Source organism: Asaia spathodeae NBRC 105894 (assembly GCF_025994195.1).
In the GTDB taxonomy this organism is placed as follows: domain Bacteria; phylum Pseudomonadota; class Alphaproteobacteria; order Acetobacterales; family Acetobacteraceae; genus Asaia; species Asaia siamensis.
Window position 1 is genome coordinate 506,269 of record NZ_BAPY01000005.1, and the last position, 26,167, is coordinate 532,435.

A 26,167-nucleotide genomic window follows, 5' to 3' on the forward strand; every position below is an offset into this window, starting at 1 on the left:
GCTTGAGGGATTCCTTGAAACATATGCTTATTTGCGCGCCATCCCTAGGCGTGCCCCAGATTTTCTGGGGCTGGTTCTGAAGCGCTCGGTTCTGGCCGGGCCGTGCCTTCTGTGCCTTGCTGCAACAGAAGCCTTGGCAGCCGAGGGGAAAACGCAGGATGGCAGTGCGCTGACATCAGCCGCATCTCAGGACACGCAGCGGGTCAAGACCGGACCCAGGCGAGGAATACCGCATCCTGCAACAGCGACACCGCATTCATCCGTTCCCGTAAAGACAGCGGCCAGCACGCCCTCGGGATCATCACAGAAAAGCACGGCGCCCCGTCCATCCACTGCCGGCAAGAAAACCGTCGCACAAACACCGCCCGGTCGCGAAGACATCACCGTGACGGCGCATCTTGATCAGGCACGCGGACGTATCGCCCCGGGTCTGGGCGCCGTCTCATACGGGATCGACCAGAGACAGATCCAGGTGACGCCGGGCGGCGAGAACGCAGCCTTCAGCCAGATCCTGCTTCGTCTGCCCGGGGTGGTGATGGATTCCTATGGCGAAATCCATGTGCGTGGCGAGCATGGCGGGCTTACCTATCGCGTCAATGGTGTGCTGTTGCCCGAGGGGCTCAATGGCTTTGGTCAGGAACTGGATAGCCGCATCATCCAGTCAGTCGATCTGCTGACAGGGACACTGCCCGCCCAGTTCGGTTTTCGCACATCGGGCGTTGTGGATGTCAAAACCAAGACAGGTGACAGCCTGAAAAACAATCAGGTCTCGCTTTACGGAGGCAGCTACAACACCTTCATTCCCTCCCTCCAGCTTGGTGGCTCGAAAGACCGCTGGGATTATTTTGTGACGGCTTCCTATAACCGCAACGATATCGGCATTGAGAACCCGACGAATTCCTTCCGTGCGACCCATGACTTCACGCAGCAGGAGAAAGGCTTCGGCTATGTGGCTTATCAGCTCGATGACGAAAGCCGTATCAGCCTTCTGACCAGCGCCTCCTATTCGGATTTCGAGCTTCCGAACACGACCGGGCTGCCGGTTCTCTATCAGTCTTCCACCATCGCGCCCGATGATCAGAGCATCCAGTCGCGTCTGCTGGATAACGGACAGACCGAACAGAACTATTATGCCGTGCTGTCCTACCAGCGCAGCACCGACAGGATGAACCTGCAGATCTCTCCCTATTTTCGCTATGGCCGCATCGATTACCGCAATGACCCAAACCGCGATCTCGCTTTTTCAGGTATCTCGCAGCATGAGGTGAACGACTTCACCACGGGCGGGCTGCAGGTCGATACCTCTTACGACATTGCGCCCCATCATGTTCTGCGTTTCGGTCTGCTGGGGCAATATACGGCCGAGCGTCTCGATACCAACACGCTGGCTTTTCCGGTCGATGAAGCAGGCGAGCAGATTTCGACCACCCCGAGAAGGATCATCGACAATAGTGGCAACTGGGCCGTCGAGGCCGGGGCCTATGTTCAGGACGAGTTTCATATCACGCCTCGCCTGACCTTCAATCACGGCCTGCGTTATGACCGTTTTGCCTCCTCCTTCCATAGTGAGGGGCAGCTCAGCCCACGGGCCAACATGGTCTGGAAGACGACGAACGCAACAACAATCCATTTTGGCTATTCGCGCTATTTCGCGCCGCCTTCGCCGCAATATATTTCAGATGCAACCCTCGCCAAGTTTGCCGGCACGACAAACGCCCCCCAGACCATGCTGAACACGCCGACGAGGGTCGAAAAATCCCATTATGTCGATGTTGGCATCCTGCACCATGTGACGCGCGATTATCAGATCACGCTTGACGCCTATGGCAAATGGGCGCGCGATCAGGGTGATCTGGGTCAGTTCGGCCGTGCCGTCATTCTGGCACCGTTCAGCTATAGACGTGGCCGCGTTTATGGCGCCGAAATTGGCAATTCATGGCGCCATGGTGGCTGGTCGATCTATGGCAATTTCTCCTTCGTCAAGACCTGGGCGAAGGACATCAACTCGGCTCAATACCAGTTCGAGGTTGCCGAGCTGGACTATATCAGGCGTCACGGCATCCAGCTCGATCACCAGGGCGAATTCACCTCATCGGCGGGCGTGTCCTACAGCAACAAGCATGACATGGCCTATCTCGACTTTCTCTATGGCTACGGGCTGCGAAGCGGCTTCGCCAATCTGGAAAAGCAGCCCTCCTACGCCATTTTCAATATCGGCTACGCTCATACCTTCACCCACGTCCCGATGGGGCATAGCCTCAAGCTACGCGCTGATGTCGTCAATCTTTTCGACCATCGCTACCAGATTCGCGACGGAAGCGGCGTAGGAGTGACGCAGGCACAGTATGGGCAGAGGCGCGGCACATTCTTCTCGGTGGTGAGCAGCTTCTGATCGGCTTCACGCAGATATGAGGGAGCGATTCCCACGCTGGAAAGGTTCATACGTATATGGTGGCAGGCGCCGCCCCTTGAACGGAGAACCGCCCGATGCCCGATCGCAAGACCATCTACAAGCCGTATCATCATCCGGCAGGTGGATGGGGTGCTGTCAGGGCAACAGCAAAAGCCCTTCTGGAACAGAGCGTTGTCGGCAAGGGCTCGCGCGCTTTGCTCTCCATGAACCAGCCGGGGGGCTTCAAATGCCCGAGCTGCGCCTTCCCCGATCCGACACATCACAAGAAGATCGAGTTCTGCGAGAATGGTGTTAAGGCACTTGCGGTCGAGGCGACCAAGAGGCGTGTCACACGGGCGTTTTTCGCCGAACACAGCGTATCGGCGCTCGCTGAGCAGAGCGATTACTGGCTGGAGGAGCAGGGCCGCCTCACAGAGCCCATGCGTTACGATCCGACGACGGATCATTACGTTCCCTGTAGCTGGCAGGAAGCTTTCGACCTGATCGGCCGCCATCTGCGTCAGCTCGATTCCCCTGATCAGGCAGAGTTCTATACGTCGGGCCGCACATCGAATGAGGCGGCTTTTCTCTATTCCGTTTTCGTGCGCAGCTTCGGCACCAACAACTTTCCCGATTGCTCGAACATGTGCCACGAGCCCACCAGCCGCGGGCTGCCCGGTGCCATAGGCATCGGCAAGGGCACCGTGGTGATGGATGATTTCGAGCATACCGAAGCCATCTTCATTGTCGGTCAGAATACGGGCACCAACTCGCCGCGCATGATGGGGCTGCTTGCCCATGCCCGCAAACGCAATGTGCCGATCGTCGTGGTCAACCCGATGCCGGAGCGCGCGCTCATCCGCTTTACCGAACCGCAGGATCCTGTGCCCATGGCGACTGGCGGCTCGACCGCCATCGCGACGGAGTTCGTGCATATCCGCATCGGGGGCGATCTCGCCTTCTTCAAGGGCATGACAAAAGCGCTTTTCGAGAGCGACGCAGCAGGTGAAGCCGTTCTCGATCATGCTTTCATCGAGACGCATACAGAAGGCTTTGCCGCCTGGCGCGAAGAAATCATGCAGCTGGACTGGTCTGAAATCGAACGGGTTTCAGGCATAGAAAAAACCCAGATCAGGCGCGCTGCAGCAATCTATGCGCGTTCCAACGCGACGATTATCTGCTTTGGCATGGGCATTACCCAGCATCAGCAGGGCGCGCGCATGATCCAGCAGATTGCCGCCTTCCTGATGCTGCGCGGGAGTTTTGGCAAGAAAGGCGCCGGGATCGCCCCTATTCGCGGCCATTCGAATGTGCAGGGCGACCGTACGGTAGGGATCGATGAAAAACCGACCCAGGCCTATCTCGACCGTCTGCGTGACGTCTTCGGTTTCGAACCCCCACGCGCGCATGGCCACCATGCGGTTGAATCGGTCGAGGCCATGCTGGCAGGCACGGCGAAAGTCTTTATCGGGATGGGCGGTAATTTCATTCATGCCATTCCCGACACCCCGCGCGCCTATGAGGCGATGCGTCGCCTCAACCTGACCGTGGGGATCGCGACGAAACTCAATCGTGGCCATATCGTGCATGGGCGCGATGCGCTCATCCTGCCTGTGATCGCCCGCTCGGAGATTGATCGTCAAGCAACGGGCGAGCAATTCATCACAATCGAAGATGCCATGTCGACTGTGACGGCATCACGTGGTGTGCTGGAACCGGCAAGCCCTGACCTGCTCTCGGAAGTGGCTATCGTCTGTGGCATGGCGCAGGCGACCTTGCCGGAAAGCCCCATTCCCTGGGCCCTTTTCCCGGATGATTACAGCCTGATCCGAGACCGGATTGCTGCCGTCTATCCGGAGATCTACGCCGATTTCAATGCACGCATCCGCAACAAGCAGGGCTTTCACCTCGATATACCGCCGCGTCGCCGGGTCTGGAAAACGCCAAGTGGCAAGGCCCGCTTCCTGCTCTTTCCCGGGCTGGCCGTTGATGATGCGGTCGAGGATGACGCCATGCTGCGCCTGTCGACCATACGTTCGCATGACCAGTTCAACACCACGATCTACAGCATGAATGATCGCTATCGCGGCATCTATAACACCCGCATGGTCGTGTTCATGAATGATGAAGACATGGCGGAACGCGGTCTCGAGCAGGAGATGGTGGTAAGCCTCGAAACGCTTTCGACAGACGGTATTTCCCGGCGCGTGGATGATCTGGTGGTTATCGCCTACCCGATGCCACGCGGGGCAATCGCGGGTTATTATCCCGAACTCAACCCCCTTCTGCCGCTCAATCACTATGATGAAATCAGCGGCACACCGGCTGCCAAATCGATTCCTGTGCGCGTGATCCCAGCGGCGAGGACGCCATGACGATACGACCTGACAGCCTTGCCGCCGCACATCTGCTGCGCCATGCCGTCACGATCGGGTCTGACGGCGTTCAGGAACGCATCGAGCTCGGCATCGCGGAAGAAACGCCGCTGACGCTGATTTTCAACGAATTTCATGTCTATGCGGTGATGATGGTCACACCGCTCGATCTTCATGATTTCGTGCTTGGTTTTGTTCTGACCGAAAAGATCATCGCCACACCGGCGGATCTGATTTCCTGTCATATCGAACGGTACGAAGACCAGCTCTCGGCACATATCCGCATTCCTGGCGTCGATTTCAGCCGACTGATCCGCAGAGGGCAACGACTTCTGACGGGCAGCAGCAGCTGCGGCCTGTGTGGCGTGACCGATCTCAACGAGATCGCAACCCCCGGGGCAAGCCTTTCCGCCCATAGCATTCTGGTGCCCGCCATTCGCAAGGCGCTCGCCGCCCTGCCCGAGTTGCAGGTGCTGAACCAGAAGGTTCATATGGTCCACGCCGCAGCCTGGGCAGCGCCTGATGGGGTGATCCATTATGTGCGTGAGGATGTCGGGCGCCATAACGCCCTGGACAAGCTCATCGGAATCCTCAGCCAGTCACCACGCGATCCTGGTCGCGGTTTCTGCCTTGTGACGAGCCGTTGCTCCTATGACATGGTCGAAAAAGCGCTGACGCTGGGGATTTCCACACTGGTCGCGATTTCCTCGCCGACGGATCGCGCCATTCAGATCGCCCGCAAGGCCGACATGACCCTTATTGGCAATGCCCGCCCCGATCGCCTCGCCATTTTCTGCGGGGCGCATCGTCTGATCAAACCGGAAGCTGTCGAGATGAGCGCCTGATGAGTTTTGACCCAAACGCTGATTTTTTTGCCTTCGAACAGGATTTTGCCGGAACATTACGCTGCATCCCAATGCGCGTACGCCTCAAGCTCGATTGCTGCGGTATCAAGCTCAGCCTGAGGCAATGGAGTCAGCTGCCAGCGGAGATCCGTCGCGACCTCATGCATCTCGCCTGCGAGACTCCCTCGGAACAGATCGTCTATCGTGACAGGCTGATCGCCTTCATTGAAGCGCATTGCGATGAGCCCTCCAAGGCACTTGGCGCGAATGATGAGTCTCTGTGGCGCGAGACCACCTCTGTTCCTGGCTGCGTTCTGGCGCAGGCGGAACAGGACGATGTTGCTCCCCCCGATCTTGCCACATGGAAGACCCTGCACCCCCTGCAGCGCTTTGCGCTGGTCAAGCTGGCCCGTTCTCGCCACGAAAACGAAAATTTCGTGCCAGCGCTCAGGGAGTTTGACCTCCTCCCAGCGGCCTAGCTTCCCCGCGCCGCGAGGGCTTCGACATCGACGGGGTAGTTGACGTTGAAAAACGGATCTCCCCCCTCATCGCTGAACGAGACCGGACGCATGCCGAGCCGGGCTGCAAAACAACGTACGGCCATCTGGCGCCGATCTCCTGAGGCGAGAGCAGCCTGAACATGGCCGCGCAAGAGAGGCAGGCAATTGGTAGGCCATAGCGCCACGAGGGGATGGGTTCGGCCCAGACTCATAGCGAAGGATGGCCCCGGCGAAAGCCTGTGCAGCAGATCCTCCGGTATGAAAGGCGTGTCCCCGGGGAGGGTCAGCACACTGGAGGCCCCCTCACACTGCCCCCAGGCAAGCGCCGAAATGATGCCCGCAAGAGGACCGCAATCAGCAACCTCGTCACGCAGAAGCGGCAAGGCGCAGGAATCATAGACGGCCTGGTCGCCCCTGATAGCGAGCGCCGTCTTCGATACCTGCGGCTGAAGACGCTTCAACAGTGCCTCGAGCACTGTGCCTTGCCCCAGAGGAAGGAGCGGCTTGTCGCATCCGCCAAGCCGGCTCCCCTTTCCCCCAGCCAGAATGACCGCGTGGGTCATCGCCGGATTTGATCAGCGCGGCGGAGGGACAGGCAGGGCATAGCCGGGATGAACCGGGTGTGGATGATGCCGATGACGGGGGAGAGGCCGAGGCGGCGGCGGTGGCGGCGGCTCCGGCGGGAGTTGCACCGGCCTGAAGGCTGGCGGTGCCTCCCCTCGATGGTAATATGGCCCCTTGTAGTTATCGTTGAGCTGCGACGAATTCAGGCGGTCAATCACGCTGTTCCCAGTGCCATCGGCGTAACGGCCGGGAGCCTGCTGTGCGAGGGCGAGTGAGGGAGAGGCAAGAAGCACTGCCCCCAGTAAAGCCCCGAGATGACGGTTCATGGTGTCTTTCCTTTAGGAACGAGTCCGTCAGAGACAGGCGTACCGCGCTGCCAGACCTGAGAAATCAGGTCGATATCAGATATGGTTCGATCCGGAGCGCCGTCAATAACCAGCAGATCTGCCCGTTTTCCGACGGCCAACACGCCACGATCCTGCAGCCCCAGAAGCGCTGCTGCCTGCTGGGTTGCGAGGTTGATGGCCTGAAGAGGCGTGAGGCCTGCCTGCACGAGCAGAACCAGCTCGCGGTGCTCGGCAAAGCCCGGCAGACGCAGGGGAGTTGCCCCTGAATCCGTGCCGAAACCGATATGCACGCCCCCGCGATAAAGGGCGAGAAGATTGCGCTCGTTCATCGCCAGAGCCCCGTGGGCAGCGGCCGAGGCGGGTTTGGCAAGCGTGGATTTGCGCCAGTTCTTGTCTGCCACCGTATCCCGAAGAGCGGGCGACATGGCGTCGTATACGACGCTCTGGCTCAAAACCTCAGGATGCTCGGCGAAGTAATAGGTCGACTCATCCAGCGACAGGGTTGGAATGTACCAGGCCCCGGTTGTTCTGAGCTGGGTGATCAGAGCCGTATCGACGGGTTTGTCTCGAACACCATGGGCGAGGATATCTGCCCCGTGCGCCAGAGCCTGATGCGCGAGATCGAGGTCATGAATATGCACGGCGACCCGCAGATGCCGCTTATGGGCCTCTGCCATCGCGGCCTGCCACACTGGCGCACCCAGCAACGGCAGAGGTGGTTTGGCAGGATTGGTGAGATGCAGATCGTCGAGCCAGATCTTGACGAAATCCGTACCTTCGTCCGCCATGCGATCAACGGCCTGACGCGCTTCCTGAGGCGTATGAGGCCGGAAGATCTGATCATGACCCATCTTGTCCACCATCGCTTCTGGCGGCATGCCCCCCGGGGCACCAATGCCCTGATCGACACCGAAAAGATCTGCGCCGGGATTTACGCCCTGATGCTGTTCACGACGAAGCTGATCGAAGAGCGGCGATTTATTCAGCCCCAGGGCTGTGACTGTCAGCACCCCATAGCGTCTGTATTGCTCAAGTGCTGCGAGAATGATCGCCCTTGTATAGTTTCGCGAGGCCGTGGTCATCCCGTCGACAAGGCCAACATGGCTGTGGTCGCTGATAAGCGCAGGCATGACCGTCTTGCCATGAAGATCGAGTGTCCTGACCCCGGATTCAGGCGCCTGACCGATGGATACGATCTGCCCATGGTCGATGATGATCGTCATATCCGGTTTTGCGGCGGCTCCGGTTCCATCGACAAGTCGGGCATGAAGCAGCGCAACCGGCTCGGCCATCACGGAGGGAGAGAAAAGGCAGGTACCAGCCGCAAGGCAGGTGAGCAGGCCGAAATGTCGCATCATCTTTCCTTTCTCCCTCCCCTCTTGAGAGGCTGGTAGTGGCGCGGCAGGGCGCGGACGGAGGTGCCGCGTGAACGCGGCAGCCCCCCGTGGGATGCATCGTTGCAAAAACCGATGTCGAATCTGTGAAGGCTAGTTCGGGTGTCGCAAGAAACGGATCGGGGTGGCGACAGTTAGAAAGCGTTATAGTCCTTCGGTCACCTTCCCCATGGGCTGGCCAATAATAAAACAGGAGCGCCGCATGTCGCTGACACCCCAGGTCAAAGCCATTCTTGCCAATTACGAAGCCGATAACCCCGGCACAAAGGCCAATCTCGTGCGTCTGATGAATACGGGCGTGCTGGCAGGCACCGGCAAGCTGGTCATCCTGCCGGTCGATCAGGGTTTCGAACACGGGCCTGCGCGGTCTTTTGCCGCCAACCCCCCGGCCTATGACCCGCATTACCATTTCTCCCTCGCGATCGAGGCAGGGCTCAATGCCTTTGCGGCGCCGCTCGGCATGCTTGAAGCCGGGGCATCGACCTTTGCCGGTCAGATTCCGCTGATCCTGAAATGCAACAGCTCGAACTCGCTGGCGACCGAGAAGAACCAGGCCGTCACTGGCACCGTCGCCGACGCGCTGCGTCTCGGCTGCTCGGCCATAGGCTTCACCATCTATCCGGGCAGTGAATACTGCTTCGACCAGATGAACGAGCTGCGTGAACTGGCCCAGGAAGCCAAGGCTGCTGGCCTGGTCGTGATCGTATGGAGCTATCCGCGCGGGCCGATGCTCGACAAGGCGGGCGAGACGGCCATCGATATCTGCGCCTATGCAGCCCATATGGCTGCCGAGTGCGGCGCACACATCATCAAGGTCAAACCCCCGACCGACGCCCTTTCGCTGCCCGCCGCCAAGGCAGTCTATCTCGAGCAGAAGATCGACATCTCGACCATGGAAGCGCGCGTCCGCCACGTGGTGCAATCGACCTTTGCCGGGCGTCGTATCGTCATCTTCTCAGGCGGCGAACATGCAACGACCGACGCGCTGCTCAACACCATTCGCGGTATTCATGATGGCGGCGGTTTTGGATCGATCATCGGCCGCAACACCTTCCAGCGCCCTCGCGAGGAAGCCCTTGCGCTGCTCGCTTCGATCACTGGTATCTTCAAGGGCTGAGATCAGCCGTGATTGACAGCCTTGTAGGCGTCAATCACCAGATCTGGCGGGCCGTCCATACGGATGCGCCCGCCTTCCATCCAGATGATGCGTGTGCACCATTGACGCAGGATGGGGAGTGAGTGCGAGGTGATGACCAGAATACGCACATGCTCGATAAGGCGGGTCAGACGCTCGCGTGCCTTCTCCTGAAAATGGGAGTCGCCCGCCATGAACCACTCATCCATCAACAGAACCTCAGGCCGGGGTGCTGTCGCAAGGCCAAAGCCCAGACGGATTGCCATCCCTGAGGAATAGAGCCGCACCGGCAGATCAAGAAACGCCCCAAGCTCTGCAAAGGCCTCGACGTCGGCTTCAAGTTCCACGGTCGCCGCATCGCTAAGACCGATATAGCGCGCATAGAGCCGGATATTCTCACGCCCTGTGAGATCGGTGTTCATACCAGCCTGCGGGCTCAGAAGCGCATGAAGATCGCCCTCGACATGCAAAACGCCCAGCGATGATTCATAGATCCCGGCAAGCGCACGCAGAAGCGTCGATTTGCCTGCACCATTATGCCCGATCAGCCCGACACGTTCGCCAGACTCGATCGAGAGGGTCAACTGGCTCAGCGCCAGAACCACTGTCGTATCCGAGTTGCTGACGATACTGCCACCGGCACTCTTCCGGTCTGCAACCTTGTTCCTGACCCCCTTGAAGAGACTCTTCTTCAGCGAGCGAGCGCTGCCGTGGAACATCGGATAGGTCAGCGAGTAATCGATCAGGCGGATCAGGGGCATGGAACTCAGACCCAGAAAGCCAGACGCGCACGCGTCCTGGCGAAAAACAGGAAGGCAATGACGCACCAGAACGCACTCAGGCCGACCGAGATCATGACGACCGGAAGCGACGGCAGGGTACCGAAAATCGGTGCGCGAACGAGTTCCAGCAGATCGTAGAACGGATTGAGCATCAGAAGAGCGCTCTGATGCGGTGAGAGCTGGGATGGCTTCCATATGATCGGCGTCACATAAAAGGCGATCTGGAGAAACGCCCCCATAATGGGCGGAATGTCGCGAAAGCGTGCGCAAAGCGCACCCAGCAGCAAACAGGACGCAAAACCGTCAATCATCCACAGTGCCAGACCCGGCAGCGATACAAGACTGATCAGACCGGGCGTGACGCCATAGATCATGAAAACACCGATCGGCACGACAATGCTATGGGCGAACACGATGGCATTACGCACCAGAAGACGCAGCGCCTGAAGCGAAAAGGGCAGCTTCATCGCATGAATACTGGCTTCGGCGTCAATGAAGCAGGTGCAGGACTCAAGCAGCAGGCTCGACAAGCCGACCTGCCAGAGCGCCATGGAAAGAGACAGGAAAGGCAGATATTCGCGCAGATTCATGTGGAAAAGACGGGCATAGATCACGCCCATCGAGACCACCATGACCAGTGCAGAGAGCGTCAGCCAGAACGGGCCAAGCACGGAGCCGCGATAGCGCAGCCTGACATCGGTCCAGCCGAGGGTGGCGGCGAGCCGCCAGGAGCGCAGACCTGATGCTAGATCATCCCATGCTCGGGCATATCGACTCTGGCTCATGTCCCTCCAGGGGATTTTGCGGGTTCATATTCTGCGACGTTTCAAGGGTTTCGCCCTAGCGGATAAGCCCCGTTTCCGCAACCATCGAGGCCTGCCGCGCAGCACTGGCAGAAATCGAAAGAGTTCCCGTCAATTTATTGCTATCTTTCTCGAACAGGGCTCCGTAGTTTTGCCGCATTCCTGCCGCAGAATGCGGTTTACGCTCGGTTTGCATCAGGTGAAGCCCATCATGACCCGTTTTCGCCGTTTGAATGCCAAGGTCGGACAAGAAGAAGCCGGCCGGTTCCTGTTTTCGGGGCTGAAATCTTCACGCCTGCTGATGATTACGGGCGCTGCGGCCCTGCTGTCGGCCTGCGCCAACGGCCCTCAGAGACCGCAGATTCCTGTTGCCCAGGAGGCGGCCGATTACCGCGAACACGCAAAATCGTATTACGCGCCGCCTGGCCCGCCGGAAGACCCATGGGGCCCGTATATCGAGGAAGCCTCAGCGCGATTCGACGTACCAGGCACGTGGATCCGCTCGGTGATGATGCAGGAATCCGGCGGACGGCTATATGACCGCAACGGACAGTTCACCACGTCAGCGCCCGGCGCCATGGGGCTGATGCAACTTATGCCGCCCACCTATGACGACATGCGCTCGCAGTATAATCTGGGCGATGACGCTTATGACCCGCATGACAACATCATGGCAGGCACGGCCTATATCCGGCAGATGTACAACATCTATGGCTCGCCGGGCTTTCTTGCCGCCTATAATGACGGCCCCGGAAGCCTTGATTCCTATCTGCGTCGCGGTCGCTCCCTGCCGCGCGAGACACGGCGTTACGTCGCCCATGTCGGGCCTCAGATCGCTGGCATCTGGCCCCGCAACCGATCTGCTGCCGATCTTCTTGTGTCTCAGCACGACCCCTCTGCTGCGACGATGGTGGCGCAGAGTGACAGCGAGACGGCGTCTGTCCGTGCGGCGTGGCGCCAGCAGGCCCAGACAGCGACCTATCGTGCCGACCAGCAGGAAATGCAGGTGGCCGAAGCGCCCGCAGCCAGCAGTTCGTCGGTCAGTGCTGCCTGGGCTGCCCGTGGTGTCGTAGCAACCACGCCGTCACGTAGCGCTCCGGTGCAGATGGCAAGCGCGAACACCCAGGATGACGACGGCGCCTCGTCCGACAACGTTGCCCAGGCATGGGCGGGTCGTGCGCCTGTTCAGCCCATTCCGGTCGGACGCAGCCTTTCGGCTGAGCCCGTGCTTGCTGTCATGACGCCACGACCTGTGCAGCGCGAAACCCGGACGCAATCGGCACCGCGCAGCGTGCAGCCCGGGAACTGGGCCATTCAGGTCGGTGCCTATAATTCTGCCGTCCAGGCAACGCGCGCCGTCGCGCAGGCGCAGACTCATGCTGGAACTTCGCTCTCCGGCGCACGTAGTCAGGTTTCCACGGTGCAGTCCGGGCGGGCCCATCTCTACAGAGCGCGTCTGCTCAATCTCTCCCATGACGATGCCGTGGCAGCCTGCCGGAAGATGGGCCGCGACACGCCCTGCGTGGTCGTCTCTCCGGGATCATCGTTCTGACCCTGATCTTGTGCGGAGATCGCATGTCCCGTCGTCTAGCCTTTGTCCCCCTGAAGACCCTGCTTGGCCTTTCCCTGATTCTTGCAGCACCTGCTGCAAAGGCAGAACTCAAGCAGGGCGCTGAAGCCCCCAATTTTACCCTGCCAGCCACCCAGAACGGCAAGGAGGTGCAGTACACCCTGCGTGACGCCCTCGCCAAAGGGCCGGTAGTTCTCTATTTCTATCCGGCGGCCTTCACCAAGGGCTGCACCATGGAAGCACACGGTTTTGCCGACGCCATGCCGCAATTCACCGCACTCGGTGCCAGCGTCATCGGCGTGTCCATGGACAAGATCAGCAAGCTCGATGATTTCTCGGTCAGTCAAATCAAGGGACAGTTTCCTGTCGCCTCTGACAGCGAAGGCAAGGTCACACGCCTTTACGACGCCAAGATGCCGATGCTCGATATCGCCCAGCGCGTGACCTATGTGATCGCGCCGGAAGGCCAGATCATCGCGACGATCAGTTCGGAATCCCCCGGCAATCACGTCGAGAAAGCCCTCGCAGCGCTCAAGACGTTCAAGGCCGACACGATGAAGAACAGAAAGAAATAAGGATTTCCGCGCTTTCTCACGGCATGGGAAAGCGCGTCTGCCGCCTATGGATCAGAAAACCCCGACTCATCACGTAGGGTCTTCCAGGGCCCTGCGCCTTCAGGACGATGTTGTCAGCACGGCTGTCTATGACGGTCCGCGCGATTGTTATCGTTACAGGCTTCACCGCGTCTGGGACGAGCGCAAGCCCAGCATCATGTGGCTGATGATGAACCCATCTGTCGCGACCGAATACGGCGATGATCGTACCGTTGCCAAATGCCAGCGCTATGCGCGCAGCTGGGGCTATGGCGCGATGTTTGTGGGTAATAGTTTCGCTTATCGCTGTACCGATCAGAAACGTCTGCTCGAAGTGGACGATCCGGTAGGGCCTGGAAATAATGAGGCGCTACTCGCCATGGCAAGAGAAGCCGACAAGGTCATTCTCGCCTATGGCTCCCCGACCCACCCTACCCTGCGCGCGCAGGGCAACGAGGTGGCTCTTGCCCTGCACGAGGCCGGGATCCGTCTGTACGTGATGCGCCTGAGCAAGGGTGGACGCCCGGAACATCCGCTCTACCTGCCAGGAACGCTGGAACCAACCCTGCTGGAAGATACGTTTTTTTCTACGCTGGCATCGGATTAGACGATCCGATGGATCATGAATGCCACGCTCTTTGCAGAGCGTGGCGATACCGCTCATAGGCGGCCGACGCGAACAGCCTGAAGACAATGCGTCGTAAGGCGAGATGAGCCCCCTGAGGGGCCCGCCTTTTTACTTCTCGGTGATCTGATAGGTCAGCACGACGTGATTATCGTGGTTGGGCTGCGTAGCCACAGGCTGGATCTGCACGCCAAGATTATGCTTCTGATAGACTTTCTGGATAGCAACCGTGTCAGCCGTCGCCGCTTCTGCCGTAACGGTCGCGCCCGGATGCAGCTTTGTTGCTGCTTCGAGTTCAGCTGTGGGCACCTGCTTGTTTCCAACGAACTCGACCTTGTCGAGAACGAACGGGGCCGGGGCCGGAGCCGCACTCGGAGCCTGCTCCTCGATCACGAGATAGAACTGCACCGTGTTCTTTACGAAGCGCTCTTTCTCGCTGAATTTCGCCCCGAGATTCTTGGCCTTGTAGAGGTCGGCCACTTTCTGCACCCCGGCATCAAGCTGCTCGCGCGTAACGGTGTCGCCCACATGGTAGGGAAGAGCCGCCATGATATCTGCGGTGGTGATGGCATTATTGCCTTCGACCTTGAGAATCTTGAGCGTAAGCGGTGCGTCTGCAGCCGGTGCACTGGCAGCCATGGCAGGCGTCGCGGCGCCGATCACAGGCAGGCAGGGCGATGCAACCGTTCCGGCAATAAGGGCCAGACCGGCGAGGGCGTAACGTGAGCTCGGCTTCATGATGTCGTCCTTCTGAACAGGCTCGTTCTGAGCGCAGGGATGATAGGCATCTTCCCGACCGATTGGCAAAACCCTGCCCCTACGGGCAGGGCCGTGCAACAGATCAGTCTTCAACCTCAAGCGGCATGGCCGGGGGGACGCCCGGTATCGCCGAAGCACCCATCGCCGCCATATGTTCGCGATCCCAGCGTTTGGCCAAAGGCAGGAGGCAGACCAGCAGCCCGGTCAGTATCAGACCGGCGATGAAGAGATCGCGAAAAAGCGGCACATAGAGGGCTGCGGCAGCAGCGCCAGAGGCGGGCTCGCCCGTCGATGCCGCGAAATTGGCCACGAGGCTGCCCACATACATGGCAATGCCCCAGACCAGATAGAGCGACCCCATCATGAAACCGCTGCTCTCGGCTGCGGTATAACGCGCGATAATGGCGAGGCCGAGCGCCATGGTCAGCAATTCGGCAATGGAAATGAGACCATAGCCAAGCACCATGACCCAGGCCGATACCAGATCTTGCGTATGGGACGCGGCAATCCACCAGATGAAAAACCCGAGCGTGACCAGTCCGAATCCCAGCACCATCTTGTGCGCCAGAGACAGATCGCGCCCCTGAGCGGCCAGACGGTTGTAGAGCGCTGCCAGAACCGGGCTGGCCAGCATGATCCAGATCGGGTTGAGCGCCTGAAACTGCCCGGCACTCAGATGCACCAGGGTCACACCGCCGATACGCAGATCGCCATCGACCGCACGCAGGGCAAAGAGCGTGAGCGAGGTCATCATCTGCTGATAGAAAATCAGATAGGCCATGCTCTCGAGGCAGAGCAGAAAGGTCAGACGCAGACCCGGACGGGCCTGTGTCCCGGAACGGAAATAGAGCCGCCCCCAGAGAATGACGATGGCGATACTGGCTGCCCAGACACAGAGCCGCGCGATGCCAGGGCTTGCAATGATGCCGGTCAGAACCAGAACGGTCAGCACAAAGCCGCCAAGAACGATCAGGAAAGGCCGCATCTGGAACGGCCCCTGGTCCAGAGCAGACCCTGCATGGTGGATCCACTGGCGACGCCAGAAATAATAGAGCAGCCCTACAACCAGACCGCCGGAGCAGGTCAGAAACGCACTGGCCGGGCCATAGCGATCCTGAAGCAGCGGCGTAATGAGCATCGAAACCGTCGAGCCCACATTGACCGACATGTAATAGATGGTGAAGGCGGCATCGAGCGCCGCATCGTCGCCCTCATAGATCCGTCGCACCAGATTGGCGGCGTTGGGCTTGAACAACCCGTTGCCTGCCGAAATCAGGGCCATCGCGAAGAAGAGCAAGGGGCGATGCTGGTCAGCCAGAGCGAGCGCAGCATAACCGAAGATCAGCGCAAAGGCCCCCATAAGCATGGTGCGGCGCGGCCCGAGAATACGATCCCCCGCATAGCCACCAAGTACTGGCGTGATGTAGGTCAGTCCGACAAAGGCTGCGATCATGACGTTCGCAGCCACATCGCTCAGTCCAAGACGCTGCACCAGATAGAGCGTGAGAACGGCCTGCATGCCGTAATAGCCGAAGCGTTCCCACAGCTCGATGGCAAACACGACCGAAAAGGATTGTCGTCGTGTCGGCAGCGCGGATGAGGGGAGTGAACTCATGAGGAATGTCCGGACAAATGAAAATCAGTTGCCCGGAGATATCACACTCATGAGGGAGCGAAAGTCTAAAGTCCCGCCCAGACACCCGAGATACGCATCCCGCCATAACAGAGCAGGACCAGAAGCGCCGTGGCGAGAAGCGCCACAACTGCCCCCATCACTTCGCGGGTAAAGACCAGTTTCCAGTCGAAAAAGCTGCTCTTCAAGGGCATGGATCAGGCCTGTTCGCCCTGCAGGGCCTGCTGCCTGGCCAGAAACTCCTCAAGTGCCGGATCGACCTTGCCGATCCGGACCTGCAACGTAACATAGAGGTTACCCGCCTTGTGTCCGCCATGCTCGGCGACACCGCGCCCACCGAGGCGCAGTACCGTGCCTGTATCAGAATGGGGCGGCACTTTCATGGTCACCTGACCTTTGGGCGTCGGCACCACGATCTTTCCACCCAGAATGGCCGTGCCGAGATCGACTGGCACGCTTGCCCGTAGATCGCGCCCCTCTCGCGTATAGACGGTGCTTGGCGTCACCGAGATAGTGATGAGCGCATCACCGGCCGGAGCGCCCTCGCCTATTCCCGCTGCGCCCTTGCCACTCAGGCGCAGGGTCTGACCATCTTCGATACCGGCAGGGATCTTGACCTCGACCGTTCCGGCTTCCGGCAAGGTCACACGGCTGGTCGTGCCCAGCACGGAATCCTCGAACGAGACAGTCAGCGTATAGGAGCGATCGGCACCGCGACGGCTGCGACGACGACCGCCACCGCCGAAGGGCCCACCTCCGAAATCGGCCCCGGTGCCGCCACCGCTGAACATGTCGGAAAAGAACGCTCCCAGATCTTCCTGGTTGAACTGACCGCCACCGCCGCCAGGAAAACCCTGACCACCGCGGAAACCGCCGCCACCGCCCGGGCCGAACGGACCGCGCTCATTGCCCTCGGCATCGATCTCACCGCGGTCGAAACGCGCCCGCTTTTCCTTGTCGCCTAGAATGCCATAGGCAGCACCGACGGCCTTGAAGGCCTCTTCGGCCTTTTTGTTATTCGGATTGTGGTCTGGATGATGCTCCTTGGCGAGCTTGCGATAGGCGCTGCGGATCTCCTTATCCGTGGCGCCGCGCGTCAGGCCAAGCGCTGCATAAGGATCTTTCACGCCTGTTTCTCCTCATTATTCGTGAATACTACAGATTTCATACGTTTTATATCGGTCCGGCGCGAAACAATTCAAGAGCGTCCCTCATCCCGGAACAACAAGCCATCGCGACCGGCCCTAGCGGGAAAACGCCTTGGCCAGAATACTCTGCTTGGCGGCATCGATTGGCAAGGCCGTGTCACGCAGGGCCAGACCCTGCCACCCCGCCCCCATGGCGGTATAAAGAGCCACCGTATCGTGCAGACGGGCAGTGCGGGCAACGGCCTCGCGGTCCTGGGCGCCCAGAAGCGTACGCTGGGTGGTCAGCACATTGATGTAATCGGTCAGACCTGCCGCATAGAGACGCCGCGCACGGTCTGCAGCAAGCCCGCTATCGATGGATGCCTGATGCAATTGGGCCACGTAATGATCATTATGCAGCCATGACGTCATGGCGTCCTCTACCTCGCGGAAGGCATTGAGTACTGTCTTGCGGTAGGTAAGCCTGCTCGCCTCCGCGCGGGCACGCGCCTCGACAACCTGCGAGGTGAAACGCCCGCCATGCATGACCGGCAGGGTCGCCAGCATCATGAATGACCAGCTCATCGCATTGACCTGAAACGCCTGATACATGGCCGAGGCATTCGGGTTGAATGTCAGCGGGATCGAGAATTTCGGATAGAGCTGGGCAACAGCCACGCCGATACGTGCTGTCGCCTCGGCGTAACCACGCTCGGCCGCGCGGATATCGGGACGGTTGGCCACGACGATGGATGGCAGCGTTGCCGGAAATTGCGGCATGACCGGTAGCGAGGCCGTGCCGTTCGGCAACGCCTCAAGCTCTGCCTTGAGATCGCCCGGCATATCGCCAAGCAGCACGCTCACGCCGTGGCTCAGCGTATCGACCTGGGATTTCAGCGGCTCGAGCGACGCCAGTTCGCTGTCGAGTTCGCTCTGCGCCTGCGCCGTCTGCAGTGTATTGCCGATACCCTCGAGATAGAGTCGTTTGGTGAGATCGACCTCGCTCTGGGCATTCTTCACATTGGCCTGCGCGATCGCCAGACGCAGCTGCGCCCCTCTGAGCGAGATATACGCCCGCACCAGATCGGAAAGCAGTGTCATGAGCGTGGCGCGTCGATCTTCGATACTGACATCGATGGCGCGCTCGCTGGCCTCAACCTCACGACGGATACGGCCGAATGCGTCGATCTCCCAGCTGGCCTGAGCGCCATAGGTGAGCACTGACGCCTCGGGGCGGTTCTGGGGGTTGCCTGGGCGGATCGGCCAGTTATCGATGTTGATCGAGTAACGGCTCGAACCACCACCTGCATTGACATCAAGCTGCGGATACCAGGCCGAAGCCGCCTCTTCACGCATCGCACGCCCGGCGATGATGCGCTGATCGGCAATGAGCAGATCGTAATTGCCCTTGATGGCCTGAGCGACCAGCCTGTTGAGCAGAGGGTCGTTATATTGACCCCACCACTCCTTCATCTCAGCTTCCGTGCGGGCGATTTCCTCAGGGGTGGCGGCGTGATCGGCTTCGACAAACCCGTCTGGCAGCTTCATGCGGTCAGGGGTGTAGTTTGGACCAACCGTGCAGCCTGCCAGGAGAGAGGCTGCGAGGGCGACGGCGGCGAGCCTGCGTGGGAGAGGAACCATGATCAGAGATGGTTCTGGAGCCAGGTGGTCAGTCGCCCGCGCTGACCCTGGGGAGGCGTGCCGACCGTAACAGTGCAGGTCATGCCTGCCGCAAGAATGACCTCAGGCGGGACACGATCGAGGTGGATACGCACCGGAATGCGCTGCGCCAGGCGCACCCAGGTGAAGATCGGGTTGACGTCCTGCAGGCCGAGCTTGTCCGGCGAGCCGTTCTGGTCATTGATGCCGCGGGCAATGGAGACCACGTGCGCGGGCACGATCTCGCGATATCCCATGAGCTTGACGCGGGCGACGTCACCCACATGCACGCCCCACATCTTCGTCTCTTCGAAATAGGCGTTGATCCAGAAGCTGTCGGCATCGATCACCGCCATGCGCGACTGGCCCTCATGGGCATAATCGCCCACACGCAGGTTGAGGTTGGTCACATAGCCTTCGACAGGTGAGTAGACGATCGAACGCTGGAGGTTCAGACGCGCCACATCGAGCGTCGCCCGAGCCGCATTGACCGCGTCCTCCTGCGTCTCGACATTCGAATTGTAGATTTCCTGCTCTTCGGCAGAGACGATACCGTTCAGACCCATGCGACGCTTGGCATCATTACGCCGCAGTTTCAGGTCTTCTTCCGCACTGGCGAGATGGGCCTCAGCCTCTCTGATGGCGAGGCGGAACCTGACCGGATCAATGACGAAAAGCGGATCGCCGCGATGTACGAAATCATTGTCATGCACCGGCACGCTGACAACCGTACCCGAGACTTCAGGCGCTGCGTCCACAACATAGACACGCACACGCCCGTCACGCGTCCAGGGGGCAATCATGTAAGTTTCCCACAGCGTGTAGCCCAGAAGGAGCGTTACCCCGAGCACTGCTAATGTCAGGAAAACACGGATCAGCGTACGGGCGAGCAGCACGAAGGAGATTCCTTGCCATGATGTGAGGGGGTGGATCGGCTTATATGGGAACCCGTAAGAGGCTCTGGCTGTTCAGACATACAGCACCATCAGGCACAGCACGCACACATAAAGCGCCACCTCGAAAAGGGCGACATGCCAGAACCACTCGATGGCGCCGGTGCGCCAGAGCAGGAAACGGATGAACAGGGTCACGGGGATCGCGGCAAGCGAATAGACGGCGATGGGAGAGATCAATACGCCGAAAAGATTGAATTCTGCGAGCATCTGCCTCCCTCTTCCCTTTCAGCATCGACCTTTCGGGATCAGAAAGAGGAGAGCATGGCCCGGCTTGATGGAAAAGCGGAGTTCTTCATCATCTCGCCAGGATGCGGACACCAGATGATACGACCTGACCGAACCCGGGGCGCTTCGGACAATCGATCTGAAGCACCTGCCGACAGGTCATAGAAGAAACAGAACGCTCCTGCCAGAAGGCAAACCTGAATTTTGCATTAGATTTCCGGCAAGAATAGTCACAAGCGCTTTATGGCTCCTACCGTCGGGCGAAGATATTCCGTAACGCAACGAAGATCTGCTTGCCGGTAAAACGCCCCACCGGACCAACCAGAAGACCCATCAGGGTCGAGAGCGCAAGTGTCTGCTTGAACTCGATCATCTTGCGGTCGCGGCGCAGACGGGCTTCGAACTCAACCGGGTCGGCGATGTTGCGCGTACCCAGAAGCGCGAAGATGATCACGAAAAGCAGATCGATCCCGAGCACCGAGCAGGCAGCGGCGAAGGCCGAGAAATGCAGCACGCTATAGGCGAAGGCCCAGAGTACCGCATGGAATGAAACCAGGGCGAACAGGCCGAAGATGGCGGCAATGATGAAATAGGCAACACGGCGGCCGATGCGCATGGCCACGCGCTGCATCACCTCACCCTGTGCCTTGAGGGCTTCCTGCCCGACATCGATGACCTTCATGGAGATTCGCTAGCCTTTATCGTGTGATCGTATCAGGGGCGAAGCCACAAGATCGGGTCTGAAACAGGACAGACCCCCTTGCCCGCCCCGTATACGGGTTGGAACGAGAGGCCGCCCTGTCTCCGAGAGGACAGCCTATTTGGAGACACGTCCTGCAATAAAGCCAATGACGGCAGAAATCAAAACAGCAGCGATCGGGCGGGCCCGAACGCGTGCTTCAGCATTATGCAGCTGAACATCGGTGATCTCGCGTGCATTGGCAACTGCCTGATCGGCACGGTCGGCAACATCGAGCAGGGCCGGGTTGATGCGGTCCTTCAGAAGCTGTTCAAGCTGGCTCTTGAGGCTGTCGATCTGCTCCTGCGCCGACTTGGCAGCGGCATCGGCGGTGTGCTTGACGTCTGTCTTGCTCATGTCACAACTCCTTGCGCGGCGAGAACCGCGTCTACTGGTTGAGGCTCAAACGCTCTGAAGAGAGGCGAGGTTTCATGTCTGCGTCATCACGTGATCGCAAATTCCCGCTCGTGATCGAGGCGCTCGCCCTTGCAAAGGCTGCAGAGCCGTTCTCCCTGCGCCTTGGTCAGGGAGAAGCGCTCAGCCTTCTGAGCAATGACCCTCAGGGTCTCAGCCTGTTCTGTGATGTGCTTGCGGGTTTCGCGATACCAGAAGGCGGAAGCATTTTTCTCGACGGGCAGGACGTTACCAGCGTTTCTCCGGAGCAGCGGGGCATTGTGCTGGTCTCACCGAGAGACCCGGTTTTTGGCCATCTCGACGTTGTCGACAATATTGCCCTGGCTCTGCGCGCCAAAGGCGCTGCGGCACAGCTTGTCGATACGACCGTCGGGAAAATGCTGGCCCTTGTCGGCCTTGATGCACAGAGCGACCAGCGTGCGGATCTGCTGACGCCGGAGCAAGCCGTCAGGCTCAAGCTCGCCCGGGCTCTGGCCGGGGCGCCTTCAGTGCTTGTTATCGACGGATTGTTAAGCGAACTCGACCTGCGTGCGGCCGGCAAGACGCGCGATCTGGTCGCCAGACTGCAACGGGCGCTGGGGCTGACTCTTGTTTATGCTGCCCGCAGTCGCGAGGATGCGCTCTGGCTTGGCGGGCGCATCGCCCTGTTTGACCGGCACGCGCTGGTTCAATGTGCCGACGCAACCACATTGATGGAACGCCCCAGTGACGCCCGCAGTGCCAGCCTGTTCGGCGAGGCAAATCTCCTTACCGGGCGAGTGCTTGAAATTGAGGATGATATCGCCCGCATTCACCTCGCCTGTGGCGGTGTGGTCGAGGCCATGGCCGATACCGAACTTGCCGAGGATGCGCTGTGTATTCTCTGCATACGTCCTGACCGCATGACCCCTCTTTTCGGCGCCCCCATGGCAGGCGACGACGAGCCCGCCCCTTTGCTGGCAAGCATCCAGTCGGTTCTGCATACGGGTGAGCATATCCGCTTCAGATTGCGTCTGGCCGATGGCGGTGAAATCGAGATGCGCCGCCCGCTTCTGCAGTCGATGCGCGGCGTCACCCAGGGCGCGTCGCTGCAACTTGCATGGCAGGCTAGTCAGGCTGTGGCCTTTCCCATGAAAGACGATCTATAAGGGCAGTCCTGCTTTCACCTTCAGCCCGGAAAGGGTGTTTCCTGCACGCGTCTTCACCCTCTTCCAGACATGGCCGCCAGCGCCCTGCTTTGCTGCGACGTGCAGGCTGGGCGATGGCGCTGACATTGTGCCTGCCCCTCTCTGCCCTGGCGACGCCGCATCACGCCGCGCATCATGTCGTGCGTCATGCCAAGGCAAAGAAAGCCAGCCGCACAGCCGCCACAGCCCGGCCCGTTCTAGCCGTCATATCGGGTAGTATCGACGCGCATTCGCTTCTGATGCCCGACCAGCCCTATCCGCTGCGCGAGTGGGATGGCAGTCTCGCCACATTGCGCGCGGCCGCTCAGGCGCGTACGGCCCCCTGGCTGGCCGCGATGATCGACAACACCACGCTTTATGCTGCCTGCCGTGATGGCGTGGTGCAGACCCTGCCTGCGCCGAGCGCATCGCCTGCCTCACATATGGCCGCCACTTCTCCCTGCGGTATTCAGGCTGGGGAAGAAAGCATCGTTCTGGCCTGGGATCGCGGACGTCTGGGGGACACGGCACCGGACTGGAACGATTTTTGGGATATTGCCCGCCATCCGGGCAAGCGCGCCCTGCGCCTAGACCCGCGTGGCACGCTGGAGATTGCGCTGATGGCGGACGGGGTCGCACCGCGCGACGTCTATAGCGTTCTTTCCTCCCCTTCAGGGGTTGAACGTGCCTTTCGCAAGCTCGACCAACTCAAACCCTATCTCGTGTGGTGGCGCACCGCCGAAGAGGCAAGCCGCATCATGAACAGCGGTGCAGCCCTCATGCTCTCGACCCCATTCGACCGACTGGCCGATCTGGGACCAAAACTATCGTTTGCGGCCCAGTGGCGTCAGTCACTTCGCCAGAAGCTGTCTTGGGCGATCCCTCGCAATGTGCCCTCCGATCAGACAGACGCAATCATCAAGATGCTGCGCGATCAGACGCCGCTGCATGACGACACGCAGGATGCCCCCCAGGATGGACGCGATCTGGGCAGTCTCGCGATGAGCGACAGTTTCTGGGCCATCAATTTCGACGCCCTGCAAAAACGTTTTCAAACCTGGCTGACTGCGACGCCATGATGGTCGCGCTTGCGCTCCTTGTTGCAGGAGCGGCCTTCTGTCTTGTTGTTCTGGCCCTGTTACGGGTGATCGCACCAGGGGCCTTGCCATGCCTTCTCGTTGCAAGTGCCTCTGGCGGGCTGGTCGGCTCATGCTGGCTGAGCGTCATCCGGACAGGGGCCGTGCATAAGGGCGCGCTGTTTGGCGCGGGCTTTCTGATTGTTCCCTTCTGTCTGTTGCCCGTCACCCTGCGTCTTTCAGGCAAAATCGAGGGGCTTTCCCGCGCCGCAGCGGGGTTGGGGATGGGGCGTTCAGCCAGGATACGCCATCTATGGCTGCCGCTGTTGCGTCTTCCAGTAGCCCTGTCCGGTCTTTGCTTTGCCTTATGTCTGACGCTTTGCCTGTTTCTTGCGAGCTTCACCCATGGCTGACACTGCGCTCCCCTTCTGGCAGACCACCTCTCTTTCAGACATGAGCAAAGAGCAGTGGGAGTCACTCTGCGATGGCTGCGGCAAATGCTGCCTTCACAAGCTGCGCGACGAGGAAAACGATGCGATCTATTTTACAAATGTCGCGTGCCGCCTGCTCGACCTCGAATCCTGCCGCTGCTCCAGCTATGAAACCCGCTTTCGCAAGGTGCCCGACTGCGTTTCGCTTACCCCGGACATTCTGGCCGATATCGACTGGCTACCACCAAGCTGCGCCTATATTCTGATACGCGATGGCCAGGATCTGCCCGAATGGCATCCGTTGCGATCCGGTTCTGCGGAATCCATCCATGAAGCGGGTATTTCCGGACGCGGCAAGATGATCAGCGAACGCGAAGCCGGATTGCTCGAAGATCATCTTGTCGACTGGCCCGCGGAGATCCCCGCAGGCGTTGCGCGCAAAAAACGCAGGCGCAAGCCGCGCAAGACTCAGTGGTGAACACGGGAGACCGTCCCATCCTCTGGCGTCGCTCTGCGCGAGCGCGCCGCCTCTCGCTGCGCATAGACCCTGTGCTGCGACAAGCCGTGGTTACCTGCCCCCTCTCACTCTCGCTCAAACGCGCCGAGGAGTTTGTTTCTGCGCATTCTGTCTGGATAGACAAGAAACTCGCTGCACTGCCTGCAGCGCCGAGGCTTGTGCCTTTGCAGACGATCACACTCAATGACCATGAAATCACCCTGCATCACGACCCGGATCAGCGCCGACCGGCGTTACTGGAAGCGTCACGCCTGACGATAGGCGGTGCGATCGACCGCTTCGAGACGCGCGTCCTGTTTTTCATGAAACATCATTCAGCCATCAGCCTGCCCCCGCAACTTAGCCAGCATGCCGTTACAATGGGATGTCGCCCCACCAGTATCGTGTGCAGCAATGCCCGGACGCGCTGGGGAAGCTGCGCCCGCACGGGCCGGATCATGCTCAACTGGCGCCTCGCCCTGATGCCCGGAAACGTGCGCGACTACGTCATGATTCATGAACTCGCTCATCTTACGCATTTCGACCACAGCCGTGCATTCTGGCGTCATGTGGAGCGTTTCCATCCCGAGAGGCGCGACGCACAGAACTGGCTCAAGGAGCACGGCGCAGGACTGCTCGCCTTGGGCTGACCATTGGGGATTTGCACACCTCCTCCCCCGTGCTAGAGGCAAGCCCGTGCTGTGCGAACTTGGCGGAATGGTAGACGCACGAGACTTAAAATCTCGAGTCCGTAAGGGCGTATGGGTTCGAGTCCCATAGTTCGCACCACTATCTCATTGAAATTGATAGGTTTTTTGGCTCTCGAGGCGTCAAACCGGGGTTTTCCCGGAATTCTTCCCAGAATGGGAAAGTTTGATGCTGCGTCTGATCGGGTCCCGCTACCATTTCCGCAGGGCCGTGCCGAAGGATATCCAGCCTCTCATGGGGCGGTCCGAGATCTCCCTTTCGCTCGATACTTCGGCTAAACTCGAGGCTCGCAGACGGGCGGCACAGCTGTATGACCGGACCGGACAGTTCTTCGACAAGGTGCGCGCCATGAGTGACTCGAAAGCCCGACCGCCCACACCAGACGAAATCATCACTTTTTATGAGAGCTTCGTTCGCGATACCGAGTCTGCCCATGCCATCGAAATGCGCCTGCTCGAACTCAAGCATGAGAGGGAAATGACAGAGGTTCAGGTACGCTTCCTCGAGTTCAACAACCTCGTGACGCGTTTTCTCTCCATCATCGGCCCCTATCTTGCCAAGGATACCGAACGGCTCGAAACGATGCGGAAAATCGTGAAGAAGGATCTGCCTGAAGCGCGTGCGGAGGCCGCTAATCTGGCCGCTCAGGTCAATCTTCTGAAAAGCATCGTCGTCGACATTGGAACGGCCGGGAAGCGCGAACCTGTTGCCCCAGTGCCGCTGACTGCTGAACCAGACCCACGCGAGCCATCCACTCCAGGGAAAAAGCTTACAAGTTCTGGTTCCCGCTCAAAGCTTCTGACGGTCAGCATGGCTGCGCAGCGTTTTATCTACCCGGATACCAATCGCTCAGAGGATACGAAACGCGGCACGC

28 protein-coding genes and 1 tRNA gene are annotated in these 26,167 nt (G+C 59.8%); 15 read left to right on the forward strand and 14 right to left on the reverse strand.

Translation table 11 applies throughout. The annotated features are described in order from the left end of the window. Positions 1–31: 31 nt before the first annotated feature. The 4 genes from AA105894_RS06670 (at position 32) to AA105894_RS06685 (ending at position 6,091) form a co-directional block, all read left to right on the forward strand. Positions 32–2,392, forward strand: a complete 2,361-nt coding sequence (locus AA105894_RS06670; protein WP_267310999.1) for a TonB-dependent receptor — start codon at positions 32–34, stop codon at positions 2,390–2,392. A gap of 95 nt (positions 2,393–2,487) precedes the next feature. Beyond that, positions 2,488–4,767, forward strand: a complete 2,280-nt coding sequence (locus AA105894_RS06675) for an FdhF/YdeP family oxidoreductase (protein WP_267311000.1) — start codon at positions 2,488–2,490, stop codon at positions 4,765–4,767. Continuing rightward, positions 4,764–5,612 (forward strand): formate dehydrogenase accessory sulfurtransferase FdhD, encoded by an 849-nt coding sequence (fdhD, locus tag AA105894_RS06680; protein ID WP_267311001.1) that lies wholly within the window; start codon positions 4,764–4,766, stop codon positions 5,610–5,612. The genes AA105894_RS06675 and fdhD overlap by 4 nt, the downstream gene beginning before the upstream one ends. Continuing rightward, positions 5,612–6,091 (forward strand): nitrate reductase associated protein, encoded by a 480-nt coding sequence (locus AA105894_RS06685; RefSeq protein ID WP_267311002.1) that lies wholly within the window; start codon positions 5,612–5,614, stop codon positions 6,089–6,091. The genes fdhD and AA105894_RS06685 overlap by 1 nt, the downstream gene beginning before the upstream one ends. Here AA105894_RS06685 and AA105894_RS06690 read toward each other — a convergent pair. Genes AA105894_RS06690 through AA105894_RS06700 form a run of 3 tightly spaced genes read right to left on the reverse strand, consistent with a single transcriptional unit; the run spans position 6,088 to position 8,381 of the window. Next, on the reverse strand, positions 6,088–6,675 hold the full coding sequence (locus tag AA105894_RS06690; RefSeq protein WP_267311003.1) for a molybdenum cofactor guanylyltransferase: 588 nt from the start codon (positions 6,673–6,675) through the stop codon (positions 6,088–6,090). The genes AA105894_RS06685 and AA105894_RS06690 overlap by 4 nt on opposite strands. A gap of 12 nt (positions 6,676–6,687) precedes the next feature. Beyond that, positions 6,688–7,002 carry a hypothetical protein gene (locus AA105894_RS06695; RefSeq protein WP_267311004.1) on the reverse strand — a complete coding sequence of 105 codons (315 nt, stop codon included), beginning with the start codon at positions 7,000–7,002 and terminating at the stop codon, positions 6,688–6,690. After that, entirely contained in the window at positions 6,999–8,381 is a 1,383-nt protein-coding gene (locus AA105894_RS06700) for an amidohydrolase family protein (RefSeq protein ID WP_267311005.1), read from the reverse strand. The genes AA105894_RS06695 and AA105894_RS06700 overlap by 4 nt, the downstream gene beginning before the upstream one ends. 238 nt (positions 8,382–8,619) lie before the next feature. Here AA105894_RS06700 and AA105894_RS06705 point away from each other — a divergent pair, with 238 nt between their 5' ends. Then, entirely contained in the window at positions 8,620–9,534 is a 915-nt protein-coding gene (locus AA105894_RS06705; RefSeq protein ID WP_267311006.1) for a class I fructose-bisphosphate aldolase, read from the forward strand. 2 nt (positions 9,535–9,536) lie between these two features. Here AA105894_RS06705 and AA105894_RS06710 read toward each other — a convergent pair whose 3' ends face one another. Beyond that, complete coding sequence (locus tag AA105894_RS06710) at positions 9,537–10,313, reverse strand: ABC transporter ATP-binding protein (RefSeq protein ID WP_267311007.1); 777 nt, start codon at positions 10,311–10,313, stop codon at positions 9,537–9,539. A 5-nt stretch (positions 10,314–10,318) separates the two neighbouring features. After that, the gene (locus AA105894_RS06715) at positions 10,319–11,119 is read right to left on the reverse strand and encodes an ABC transporter permease (protein WP_267311008.1); all 801 of its coding nucleotides are present in this window, start codon (positions 11,117–11,119) and stop codon (positions 10,319–10,321) included. Between the two features lie 319 nt (positions 11,120–11,438). On the opposite strand from AA105894_RS06715, the gene AA105894_RS06720 reads away from it, so the two are divergent. The 3 genes from AA105894_RS06720 to AA105894_RS06730 are packed head-to-tail and all read left to right on the forward strand — an operon-like array spanning position 11,439 to position 13,907. Further along, positions 11,439–12,689, forward strand: a complete 1,251-nt coding sequence (locus AA105894_RS06720) for a transglycosylase SLT domain-containing protein (RefSeq protein WP_373316746.1) — start codon at positions 11,439–11,441, stop codon at positions 12,687–12,689. Between the two features lie 23 nt (positions 12,690–12,712). Continuing rightward, entirely contained in the window at positions 12,713–13,282 is a 570-nt protein-coding gene (locus AA105894_RS06725) for a peroxiredoxin (RefSeq protein WP_267311010.1), read from the forward strand. A 46-nt stretch (positions 13,283–13,328) separates the two neighbouring features. Continuing rightward, a complete protein-coding gene (locus tag AA105894_RS06730; protein ID WP_267311011.1) occupies positions 13,329–13,907 on the forward strand; it encodes a DUF1643 domain-containing protein in 579 nt (192 codons plus the stop codon). A gap of 129 nt (positions 13,908–14,036) precedes the next feature. Here AA105894_RS06730 and AA105894_RS06735 read toward each other — a convergent pair whose 3' ends face one another. From AA105894_RS06735 to AA105894_RS06775, 9 genes are all read right to left on the reverse strand, one after another. Continuing rightward, positions 14,037–14,663, reverse strand: coding sequence for a POTRA domain-containing protein (locus AA105894_RS06735; protein WP_188424492.1), 627 nt, complete (start codon positions 14,661–14,663; stop codon positions 14,037–14,039). A gap of 103 nt (positions 14,664–14,766) precedes the next feature. Then, complete coding sequence (locus AA105894_RS06740) at positions 14,767–16,299, reverse strand: peptide MFS transporter (RefSeq protein ID WP_267311012.1); 1,533 nt, start codon at positions 16,297–16,299, stop codon at positions 14,767–14,769. Positions 16,300–16,364: 65 nt separating this feature from the next. Continuing rightward, a complete protein-coding gene (locus tag AA105894_RS06745; RefSeq protein WP_267311013.1) occupies positions 16,365–16,511 on the reverse strand; it encodes a hypothetical protein in 147 nt (48 codons plus the stop codon). A 3-nt stretch (positions 16,512–16,514) separates the two neighbouring features. Continuing rightward, positions 16,515–17,444, reverse strand: a complete 930-nt coding sequence (locus tag AA105894_RS06750; protein WP_267311014.1) for a DnaJ C-terminal domain-containing protein — start codon at positions 17,442–17,444, stop codon at positions 16,515–16,517. Between the two features lie 117 nt (positions 17,445–17,561). Further along, a complete protein-coding gene (locus tag AA105894_RS06755; protein ID WP_267311015.1) occupies positions 17,562–19,085 on the reverse strand; it encodes an efflux transporter outer membrane subunit in 1,524 nt (507 codons plus the stop codon). 2 nt (positions 19,086–19,087) lie between these two features. After that, a complete protein-coding gene (locus tag AA105894_RS06760; RefSeq protein ID WP_188424482.1) occupies positions 19,088–19,999 on the reverse strand; it encodes an efflux RND transporter periplasmic adaptor subunit in 912 nt (303 codons plus the stop codon). A 72-nt stretch (positions 20,000–20,071) separates the two neighbouring features. Further along, on the reverse strand, positions 20,072–20,266 hold the full coding sequence (locus AA105894_RS06765) for a DUF1656 domain-containing protein (RefSeq protein WP_025840443.1): 195 nt from the start codon (positions 20,264–20,266) through the stop codon (positions 20,072–20,074). Positions 20,267–20,534: 268 nt separating this feature from the next. After that, positions 20,535–20,966, reverse strand: coding sequence for a hypothetical protein (locus tag AA105894_RS06770; protein WP_267311016.1), 432 nt, complete (start codon positions 20,964–20,966; stop codon positions 20,535–20,537). 135 nt (positions 20,967–21,101) lie between these two features. Continuing rightward, entirely contained in the window at positions 21,102–21,380 is a 279-nt protein-coding gene (locus tag AA105894_RS06775; RefSeq protein ID WP_188424478.1) for a hypothetical protein, read from the reverse strand. Positions 21,381–21,454: 74 nt separating this feature from the next. On the opposite strand from AA105894_RS06775, the gene AA105894_RS06780 reads away from it, so the two are divergent. The 7 genes from AA105894_RS06780 to AA105894_RS06810 all read left to right on the forward strand — a co-directional run. Beyond that, positions 21,455–22,564: an ABC transporter ATP-binding protein gene (locus tag AA105894_RS06780; RefSeq protein WP_267311017.1), complete on the forward strand. Its 1,110-nt coding sequence runs from the start codon at positions 21,455–21,457 to the stop codon at positions 22,562–22,564. A gap of 113 nt (positions 22,565–22,677) precedes the next feature. After that, entirely contained in the window at positions 22,678–23,661 is a 984-nt protein-coding gene (locus AA105894_RS06785) for an extracellular solute-binding protein (protein WP_267311018.1), read from the forward strand. Then, positions 23,658–24,071 carry a hypothetical protein gene (locus AA105894_RS06790; protein ID WP_267311019.1) on the forward strand — a complete coding sequence of 138 codons (414 nt, stop codon included), beginning with the start codon at positions 23,658–23,660 and terminating at the stop codon, positions 24,069–24,071. The genes AA105894_RS06785 and AA105894_RS06790 overlap by 4 nt, the downstream gene beginning before the upstream one ends. After that, on the forward strand, positions 24,064–24,567 hold the full coding sequence (locus AA105894_RS06795) for a YcgN family cysteine cluster protein (protein ID WP_267311020.1): 504 nt from the start codon (positions 24,064–24,066) through the stop codon (positions 24,565–24,567). Before AA105894_RS06790 ends, AA105894_RS06795 begins: the two co-directional genes overlap by 8 nt. After that, complete coding sequence (locus AA105894_RS06800) at positions 24,564–25,235, forward strand: M48 family metallopeptidase (protein ID WP_267311021.1); 672 nt, start codon at positions 24,564–24,566, stop codon at positions 25,233–25,235. The genes AA105894_RS06795 and AA105894_RS06800 overlap by 4 nt, the downstream gene beginning before the upstream one ends. Before the next feature lie 53 nt (positions 25,236–25,288). Then, positions 25,289–25,374 (forward strand) — tRNA-Leu (locus AA105894_RS06805). An 87-nt stretch (positions 25,375–25,461) separates the two neighbouring features. Then, the coding region (locus AA105894_RS06810) for a DUF6538 domain-containing protein (protein WP_373316742.1) at positions 25,462–26,167 on the forward strand (706 nt) is incomplete at its 3' end.